This is a genomic window from Chryseobacterium sp. FP211-J200 (genome assembly GCF_001643375.1).
Classification (GTDB): Bacteria; Bacteroidota; Bacteroidia; order Flavobacteriales; family Weeksellaceae; genus Epilithonimonas; species Epilithonimonas ginsengisoli.
The window spans coordinates 85606-94760 of record NZ_LSHB01000001.1 but is presented as its reverse complement, the minus strand read 5'-3'; the positions used below and the strand labels follow the sequence as shown (position 1 = coordinate 94760).

Sequence of the window (9155 nt, the reverse complement as noted above, 5' to 3'; positions counted from 1 at the left end):
TTAATAATGCACTACGAGTTTATCTAGTTATTTCTAAATCAGTTTTACCTTTCGGAATCTGGAAATACAGTGTAAAGGTTTTCATTTTACGCTGGTCATTGTCGTTCATATACCAACCTGCCAAAACCGGATCTCCAACGTGATCTGTTCTCTCCAGAGTGACTAATTTTCCATCACCATAGAATTTCATTTTGTAATTTTCCAAAGGATACATCGTCAAACCTTTTTGTCCCCAGCCATTTTCAAAACTTTTGACTAAAGCTTTATTATCTTTTTCATCAAAGAAAAGAGCCTGAGCATATTCCTTTTTCTCTTTTGAAGTAGCATTGGCAATCGCATCCATATTGCCATCTTTGATCCACTGACGCAACTTCTCATATTCTTTAATCAAATTTTGCTGAAGAACGGATGAGTCCAATTTTGTAAGATCCTGACCATTTTTCCAGCCTTCTAAATTATATGGTGTATCGGTTGTAAATTTTCCGGTATATTCAACATAAGGCTTACCTTCATCAGCCAAAATATTTTTACCGGAATTTTCATCCTTTTTTGTAGGTGCCTTGAAATCTACAATTCTTCCGAAACTCTTTTCGATATCACCATTGTCGGAAAACTTAAAACCTTCTATTTTGATTTCAACTCTTGCACCATCTTGAATAACTGGTCTAGGAACTAAAGTAGCAACGCCATTTACTTCTTTGTTATCATGGACAGGATAAACTCTTATTTTCCAAGTTTGTTCGCCTTTATTTAGAATAGCTGTATTGATGGGAATACTGGTATTCATAGAGCCATTGCCTGGTCCGTAATAAGAATCTACAGGAAAATCATTAATCAAAACTTCATAATTACAGCCACCAATAAAAATGTCTGCATGGTAATTGATTTCTTGTTCTTTAAATTCAACATCTTTATATAAATTTCCTAACTTTTCTGTTGCTTTTGCATCCATAGTTTCTTTATTTTGCCCACAACTTTGTAGACCTATTAAACTGATTATTACAATAAAATACTTAATCATTTTTTATAATTTTTAATCTTTTTTAGAGAAATAGAATTTTCCCCATTGTTTTGGTTCTTTCCAAGCGTCTATCGCTTGCCAAGCAAATTCGTTTGTACTTTTTGCTGAACCCCAAGTATCATCTTTATCTCCAATTTGTCCTTCAAAATTAGCATGAGCCGTTACTTCCAAACCTTCAAAACTTAATTCTGGAGCGAGATACCAACCAAAAAATATAAACTCAAACAAAAAACTACACCTAAACCACTACCTAAAATTCAAGATCTAACATTCTCCGATTTGGAAAAATATTAAATCCTGAATTAATTTTATTGATATTAAATTTAGAATGCTATCTTATGACCTCCAACTCTGTTTTCCCTTTAGGAATGTAAAAATAGAGACTGTAAATCGTATAGTTAGCTTCATCATTTTCATTCTTAAAACTAGCCCAGAGTGGTGACTTTTTATAAGCATTACTTACTAAAGAAACTATTTTACCGTCACCATAAAATTGTAATGAATAATTTTCAATAGGCTCTACTTTTAGATTTTTTCTACCCCAAGAAGTGATAAAATCATTGATATATTGATCATTCAAAGATTTAGTAAAAAATAGGGCTTGTGCTTCTTCTTTCTCAGCATTCAATTTAGCCTCAGCTATTTTATCTAGATTTCCATTCTGAATCCATCCACCGAAGGTTTTAAATTGATTTAGAACTTGTTGCTCAAGTTTTTTCGGATCCATTTTAGATAGATCTCCCCCCTCTTTCCAACCTTTCAAATTGTAAGGAACATCAGCTTGAAATGTTCCTGTATATTCTACATATGGTTTTCCTGCATCTGCCAAAATATTTTGTCCGCTGTTATCATCTTTTTTAAGAGGAGCTGCGAAATCAACCACTTTCCCCAATTTATTTTCTATATCTCCATTATCTTTAAACCTCATTCCTTCAATAGATAGTTCCACTCTTGCTCCTGGTTGTAAAAATGGTCTCGGCACCATCGTTACTTTACCATTTACATCTTTGCTATCGTGAACAGGATACACTCGGATTTTCCAAGTTTGTTCTCCTTTATTGAGAATTGCAGTATTAATGGGAACACTTCCACTGGCAGCTCCATTACCTTCCCCAAAATATCTATCAACAGGAAAATCATTAATTAAGAGCTCATAATTACAGCCTCCTATAAAAACCAAAGCCTGATAATTTACTTTTGCTTCTTTATACTTGACATCTTTATACAGATTGCCCCATAATTCATTTACTTTCTCATCCATAGCTTTATTGTTTTGACCACAACTTTGTAGGCTTATTAAACTGATAATTAAAATTAAATACTTGTACATTTTATTTTTTTATTCCGATTTACATAGATACATTTTATCCCATTTCTTTGGCTCTTTCCAAGCATCAATGGCTTGCCAGGTAAATTCGTTGGTAGTCCCAACAGACCCCATTGGTGTCCCACTTCCTGTTTCTGCTTTTGCGCTAATATTAGCATAACCCTTAACCTCTAATCCTTCAAAAGTCATTTCAGGAGCTAGATACCATCCAAAATCATCCGCATCTATTGGAGCTTTCCCTGTCCATTTTGCTGTTGCATCTGCACCGAATTTACCTGATACAGTTACTTTAACAAATAATTTTTTAGTAGAAATTGCCAAGTCAATTGCAATTTTGAGTTTAAATTCCAAATCACATTTCAGTTCAGTAACTTGTTTGTCATTGGCATTTCTATCATTCTTATTAAAGCTATTTTCGCCTGTTTTTGTATTGAGAAAACCTTGTAACTTTCCACCAAAATTTCCTGCAGCACTTAGTTCGCAAGTAATTTTACTGCCATCCCCAATAAGAGCCATCGTGATATCGGCTGCTGCTATTACCGCTAATGCAACGGGATGCGCACGCTGTGCCAGTGCAAGAAAATCTAAGGTAGCTGTAATCCCAATTAATGGCGTCAACTCCAAGACACCTCGCAAAACAACCCCAACCTGATTGTGATGTGGACCGACCTGATCTATGTTTTCCAAACTCCATTCAAACTGTGCTTCTATCTGTGGCCACTGGACACTGACACTAGCGATAGATCTTGTTAAGCCACGTTTATATTCTCGAGATTGGCGATCCATATCTCGTTGTACCCTCTCTATATTTCTCTGGGCGTTTCTTTTCTGTACTTCTGTGGTCGCATTACGTAATTGAGCTCTAGCAGAATTCATATCATTCCGCGTTTGTTCCAAAGCACGATCCTCTCTTCCTCTATTTTGCGCAGCCACACTCTCTAGTGCTGCTCTGTCTTCTGCGGTGGGTTGTCCCTGACTGCTGTTATTACTATTTTCCTGACCAAGAAATACTGAGTTTACAAATCGACCGATAACACCGAATTTTTCGCACAACGCTTTGATCTGTTCCGTTATATCTGCTGTAGCATCAAACTCATTATCTTTATCCCATTTGGCTCCAAGAGAAATCCCGATGCTTTTATCCTCGCCGGCAGCAATCCATTTTTGTGGTCTTCTTTGGAATCTTGCAGCATTCCTGTTCGCAAATCTTTTATTTTTCCAGATTTCTTTTTCAACGGTTGAATTGGTATACGAAAGTTTTAAACTCCACCCCACATCAGGATAAGTTTTGACCGCCACATTTTGTTGGTAACGGCAAGTGTTTGTTTTCACCAAATATGTATTAGTTGGTACGCCATTGCCTAACCAAAAATATCGAAAAATGGGATGTACAGGATGTCCTGCCAGATTGATAGGCGCATAATTATAGATATAACGTGCTTTAAACTTCAGTTGCTTATCATCACCATCTGCTGTATATTTTTCAAGCTTTCCGCTAAAAGCAACAAGCTGTTCATGGCTTACATTGGTCTTATCTCCTATTTGAACTTTAATCTTATGATCTCTGGAAGTACTACTTTCTTCTTCTTTTTCAGCATCATTTTCAACTTGTTTTTCGGGATAGTCAATTAAGGATAATGCATGTTTTTCGTGATCATTTTCCGAGCCGTCAAAGGAGCATTCTGTAGTATCGGTATCAAGATCAATAGTGATGTCTTGAGTATTACTTTCTGGTCCTGCAACCAATTCAAAAAGATTCAAAGGTGGAAGAGATTTTTCTCCTAATAAATCAACCGTCCGTGATCCATCATTAATTTCAAATTTACTGTATCCGCAAGGATGAAATGATTCAATATTAGTTTCGATGTTATCTACAAACACAGGCATATTACCTGTATCAGGAATTTTTACATCTACGGCTGCTCTGCAATTAACTGTTAGTCCAACATTCAAATCTTGCCTTTGATTGCTGAAATGAATAGTTGGTTTAATGAGAATTTGTGCTTGACCAGCGCACCAAGCTGGATCTATATAGACATCTAATATCGCTTTTTGTACATTCGGAATTGGAGGATCATTACCATCAGAACCTACCATAGTTCCAGTCTGTGTTCCAGAAGGAGGTTGAACACTCTTTGGATCAGAGTAATCGTGAATTTCAACCTCGGTCAAGAATAAATCTTTGGAATCCGTAATCCCATATTCTGTAGCTGGATCTTCTTCTTTTTTATTTGCATTAATGACAACTGAAGTTCCGTAGGTATTGGCTTTGAGTGTTTTACCATTAGATTTCAGTTCAACTCTGATATTGTGGCCATACATACTTTTAGTATAGATATGTAATTGGACTTTTGAACCAGGAGCAACAGATTTATCAATTTTCACAGGATTTTGGTCTTTGTCAAAACCATACCATTCTGCAGTAATGATTTGCATAGAAGCTCCCGCTGTATGAATGAATAAGCCACTTTTAGCATTCCCTGTTGGCTGTGATCCGTCATAAAACGGCTCAATCCACGCAAAGCCACCACCATACAAATGCTGTCCTAAAACCAAACTTACTTCCTTAGTTCCGATTTGGATTATTTCATTTCTACCATTGGGTTTATCACTTCTTTTGTGAGCTAGATTCCACGCCCAGACAACAGATTCAAAATTTTTATCAAACTCTTTCAATTCATTTTTTACAGCTTCTAGTTGATTATCTTTTGCCCTTTTGAGTCTTTCTGCTCTATTCTTAGCAAGTCTGACATTCTCGTTCAAACTTACCTGAGCGTGACTTACGCTTTCACCATTATGAGTTTCAGCTTCCGTCCATTTTCCTCCCTCTTTGAATCTCTGCTGCGCTTGTTCATATAATCTTTTCTCTTCATTTTGCAACTCAGTATCTATATTTCGCTTTTCATTTTCAAGGTTTGCAATTCTATCATCAATTCCTTTTTTGCCATCAACATATTCCTTAATCCCAATAGTAAATCCTTGGCCTTCTTGAGTTGTGAGTGCACGATATTGTTCATTAAAGTCAGCATTCTCAGGTTTTAAAACAATTGCAGTTAAAGTATTCTGTCCCATTTTTAATGATTTTAAAATTCTAACTGATCTGTTTTTCTGATATACTTTCCTACAGTTGTAAATGGAAACAATTCCATCAAAACTTCCTTATCCGCATTCTTCACATTCTGCTGAGAAACTTCAGCCGTTTGTCCGTGATTGATAATTGTGATACAATCTGTACTTCCGATCGGGCAAGTTGCCTTACTGCTTTCCAAAAGTGCTTTACCACTATTTTCTTCAAGTGTGATTTTTTCATAAAAACCACTCCATTGCGTGACCGTAACTTGGCAAGGATTATTATTAAGTTTAGAACAGTTTCCGAACATGTTTTTTTCAAAAGTTTTGCTGATATCTTTGTTGGTAGCCATCAGTTTTTGACCGCCACCTTTATCATTGATGTAGCGTTTGCTTTGGGTTAAGACTTTCAATTTATCAGGAGTTGTCCCGAAGTTGCAACGGCAAATGGCGCCTTGGCAAACAAGATGTCTCTCACTCATAATATTGTTTTTACACTTTTTATCACTTAATTCAAAATATTAAATTTCAAATATCTGTACTTCAATTTTCAGTTCTTTACCTCTGTCAAAAGTGGAAACAGAACCTGTTATAGAAAATAAATCGTGTGTATCTTTTTGAAATTTATACAACCAATCCATACTTCCTTTTTCTGCTTTCTGCTTCCATTCATTATCAACTTCATTACCCGAAATTCGTAAAGCAATTTTATTTCCTCTTGTATATTCTTTTTCTAAAGTATATTTTACATTAAAAGCTATATTGCTTTGTAAATTAGCAAAATAAAAACCAACACTCCCGTCTTTACTATAACTAGAATACAATTGATAGACTGGAAGAAAAAAAAGCTTATAAAAAACACTTTGAGAAAAATAAGTCTGTTTTGACTTCAAATTCTTAAAGGTTAAATCCATCTTTTTCAGAATTCCTTCTGCTGTTTCTCCTACATAATATTCTTTCAATTTTGGGAAATATTCTCGCTCCCATCTTTCCTGGATTTCCTTTTCGTTTTCTATTGTCGAAAAACTTCCTTTTTTATCAACCGTTATCTTCAAAGGATAAATCGCTTGCTCTGCTTTATCAAATAACTTTTCGATGATGTTATCAACTTCGGCATTATTGATATAATTTTATACTTTATTAATCTCAACCAAATTACCATCTCGCTTAACATTAACATCAAAATGAATCTGAGTATTACTATGAAGATAATTTATAACAACGCCATATTTTTTTTGACTTACACCAATCGGATATTGCAAATCATTGGTCTTTACAAACTCCAAATTTCTGTTCTCAAAGTTCTTTCTCGGCAAGTAAAGAAAAGGAACATATTTCGGTAGATGTAAAGGTAAAATCTCTCCTATCTCGCAATACTGATTATGAAATTTGATAATCTCTTCTTTGGAAATATGATACTCTTTTGAGAAGACCTCCAAATCTAATAATCCATTGATTTTTAATTTGATATAACTATCTTCTGAAACCATTATTTAACACAATCTTGCGATTATTAAAATTATAAAACAAATTTTGATTGATAATCGATCCTTCTGATTATTTTGAAAAGTGTAGTAATTCTACGATTCTCGATTTCTATTTTTAATGAAAAACCCAAAGATTTTGTCCTTGGGATAAATCATTTTTACATTAAATTTTCGAATTAAAATCGATTAATTGATAACACTCCAACCTTTCTTCGGATCGTCGTTTGATTTCACTTCTTGTTCGTTCACGATGATATTTTCTTTTCTTTGACCGATATAATCCAGCTCGCTGAGTTTTCCAAAAATTGATTCCAAGCTTTTCAGCATTTGATTGATATTGTAGAAATATTCTCCCGTATTATGATGATCGTAATTGATTTCTGCAGAAACCGTCAATTGATTTAGTAAAGAATGAGGTGTGATTTCGCTCCATTCTAAGCTGTAATTCAGCATCTCTTCCAATTCAGACTGCACAATCATCTGCGTGTCATTATAAAGCTGAAGTGCCAATTTTGAGAAGATATTAATCAAGAAAATCGGAGGTTGTTCTGTTACGATATTTTTAAACTGGAAATAATTCTCTCCAATATTTGCAATAATCGTTTTGCAAAGCATTTTTACATTTTCAGCCAAAGTCACATTTTGGTTTTTATGGGCCGTTTTTTGGATAATTTTAAAAGCATATTGACGAAGATTACTCAAGGAATTAGAATAACTGTTGTAATATTCTACCAACCTTGGATGGCTTTCTATCGAGTTGCAAGGCGGAATAAAATGCGCATCAATCTGAGCCATTCCAGATTTCATCGCCACCTTTCCAAGCACGAGATAATTTCCTCCAGAATAACTGCTGTTAAGAATTGAAACATCTACCAATTCTATTCTGTAATTAGGTTTTGTAAAAGGATGTCTTGGCGGAATTTCTTCTGCATCAATATCTCCAAAAGATACGTGATCAAAAGGATTAACCGAAGCCAAAATGTAATATTCGCCATCCACATCTTCCTGCTGCTGCGACATATTTTTTGCCAGATTTCTGATATTAACTTTGTAATCAAACAACTCAATTCTATAACCTGCAAGCGTTACAGCAGTACATTTTTTGATAATTAACTGCGCATCATTGGTTGCTGTACTTTGAAGTTCGTAAATGGTTTTGTCTCCGAATTTTTCAGAAATCGGAAGCAATCCAAAATTGTAGGAATTGATTTGCAAAGAATTAGAATCCCGGATAGAGTCTATCATAAAATCTTCCTGCTGTACAAGATGATCTTTAGAAATCTTCATTCCGTCTACCCAGTTTACGGCATAATGTTTAATTGGCTGTATCATAATGTTGTCGTTATTTGGTTTGCAATATTACCTTCTTCCTGATGTCTGATGACTCTTTTACAGATAATCGTTTGGTTTTCGGTAATTTTATTAGTTAAAATATCTTGTTCAAAATCAATATATTTTCTGAAGCTGAAAAATGATTTTTTGATATAAAAAATCCAGTAGAAAGGTTCGTTGTTTCCATCCATCAATTTGATGGTCGTCGTCGGGTTTTTGTAATTATAATCATCAACTACACGATAAAACCAATCTCCAAAAGTAATTCCCGTAGGAAGTGTTTTAGCTTTCACAATGAATCTCTGCTGATCTTCTGAGTTTTTGCTTAACTCTACATTCAGAACCATTAATTTATCAAAATCAACACCTTGAAAGTTATGAGGCTTCTGATCCGGATCGAATCTCCAGGTTTTGTAAATATCAAAAGGAATGCTGACAAACTGAACATAACAATAATAGAAAACCAGCGGAACAAAGAAAATCAAAAGACTGGTTGCTGCCATATATTCATTGCCGAGATCTTTGCTCATCCATTTGAAAATCAAGGTAAAAAGATAACCTCCAAAAAGAATACAAGTGATGCTCAGAATGCTTTCAAACAAAATACTCATCCAAAGTTTATCAATATGTTTTCTGAAATAATGATGTAACAGATTAACGTGAAAAATCCCTAATCCCAAATAAATCACTTGTGAAAAAAGATACCAGTAAGGATTGAAAAGATTACCAGAAAACCCTAAAAAACCAGGTAAAGAGAGACATAACCCCGCAATCAAAACATAAAAAATAATATGCTTGACCTTGATGGCAGGTTGACTTCTGCGAATCATTGCAAGAATGAAAACCATAATCCCTGCAATAATTGGCATCAGAAGATATCTTAAAAAAATCTCTTTAACAGATCCTACTTCCATATTTG

General features: G+C 34.6%; 9 protein-coding genes. All 9 read right to left on the bottom strand.

Going from position 1 to position 9155, the window contains the following annotated elements:
• Window positions 1-19 precede the first annotated feature (19 nt).
• Window positions 20-952, bottom strand: a complete 933-nt coding sequence (locus AXA65_RS00450; protein ID WP_063968168.1) for a hypothetical protein — start codon at window positions 950-952, stop codon at window positions 20-22.
• Between the two features lie 81 nt (window positions 953-1033).
• The gene (locus AXA65_RS00445; protein ID WP_063968167.1) at window positions 1034-1249 is read right to left on the bottom strand and encodes a hypothetical protein; all 216 of its coding nucleotides are present in this window, start codon (window positions 1247-1249) and stop codon (window positions 1034-1036) included.
• A gap of 103 nt (window positions 1250-1352) precedes the next feature.
• On the bottom strand, window positions 1353-2351 hold the full coding sequence (locus AXA65_RS00440; RefSeq protein WP_086048017.1) for a hypothetical protein: 999 nt from the start codon (window positions 2349-2351) through the stop codon (window positions 1353-1355).
• Between the two features lie 9 nt (window positions 2352-2360).
• Window positions 2361-5420, bottom strand: a complete 3060-nt coding sequence (locus AXA65_RS00435) for a hypothetical protein (RefSeq protein WP_063968166.1) — start codon at window positions 5418-5420, stop codon at window positions 2361-2363.
• A gap of 11 nt (window positions 5421-5431) precedes the next feature.
• Window positions 5432-5899 carry a DUF4280 domain-containing protein gene (locus AXA65_RS00430; RefSeq protein ID WP_063968165.1) on the bottom strand — a complete coding sequence of 156 codons (468 nt, stop codon included), beginning with the start codon at window positions 5897-5899 and terminating at the stop codon, window positions 5432-5434.
• A gap of 39 nt (window positions 5900-5938) precedes the next feature.
• Window positions 5939-6379, bottom strand: a complete 441-nt coding sequence (locus tag AXA65_RS19385; RefSeq protein ID WP_131797727.1) for a hypothetical protein — start codon at window positions 6377-6379, stop codon at window positions 5939-5941.
• Between the two features lie 168 nt (window positions 6380-6547).
• Window positions 6548-6907, bottom strand: a complete 360-nt coding sequence (locus AXA65_RS19380) for a hypothetical protein (protein WP_086048015.1) — start codon at window positions 6905-6907, stop codon at window positions 6548-6550.
• A gap of 183 nt (window positions 6908-7090) precedes the next feature.
• Window positions 7091-8236 (bottom strand): hypothetical protein, encoded by a 1146-nt coding sequence (locus tag AXA65_RS00420; protein ID WP_063968164.1) that lies wholly within the window; start codon window positions 8234-8236, stop codon window positions 7091-7093.
• Complete coding sequence (locus AXA65_RS00415) at window positions 8233-9150, bottom strand: TssN family type VI secretion system protein (RefSeq protein ID WP_063968163.1); 918 nt, start codon at window positions 9148-9150, stop codon at window positions 8233-8235. Before AXA65_RS00415 ends, AXA65_RS00420 begins: the two co-directional genes overlap by 4 nt.
• Between the last annotated feature and the right edge of the window lie 5 nt (window positions 9151-9155).

Coding starts and splice junctions, on each gene's coding strand:
- AXA65_RS00450 (WP_063968168.1), bottom strand. CDS start 952: ATGGATGCAAAAGCAACAGAAAAGTTAGGAAATTTATATAAAGATGTT.
- AXA65_RS00440 (WP_086048017.1), bottom strand. CDS start 2,351: ATGTACAAGTATTTAATTTTAATTATCAGTTTAATAAGCCTACAAAGT.
- AXA65_RS00435 (WP_063968166.1), bottom strand. CDS start 5,420: ATGGGACAGAATACTTTAACTGCAATTGTTTTAAAACCTGAGAATGCT.
- AXA65_RS00430 (WP_063968165.1), bottom strand. CDS start 5,899: ATGAGTGAGAGACATCTTGTTTGCCAAGGCGCCATTTGCCGTTGCAAC.
- AXA65_RS19380 (WP_086048015.1), bottom strand. CDS start 6,907: ATGGTTTCAGAAGATAGTTATATCAAATTAAAAATCAATGGATTATTA.
- AXA65_RS00420 (WP_063968164.1), bottom strand. CDS start 8,236: ATGATACAGCCAATTAAACATTATGCCGTAAACTGGGTAGACGGAATG.
- AXA65_RS00415 (WP_063968163.1), bottom strand. CDS start 9,150: ATGGAAGTAGGATCTGTTAAAGAGATTTTTTTAAGATATCTTCTGATG.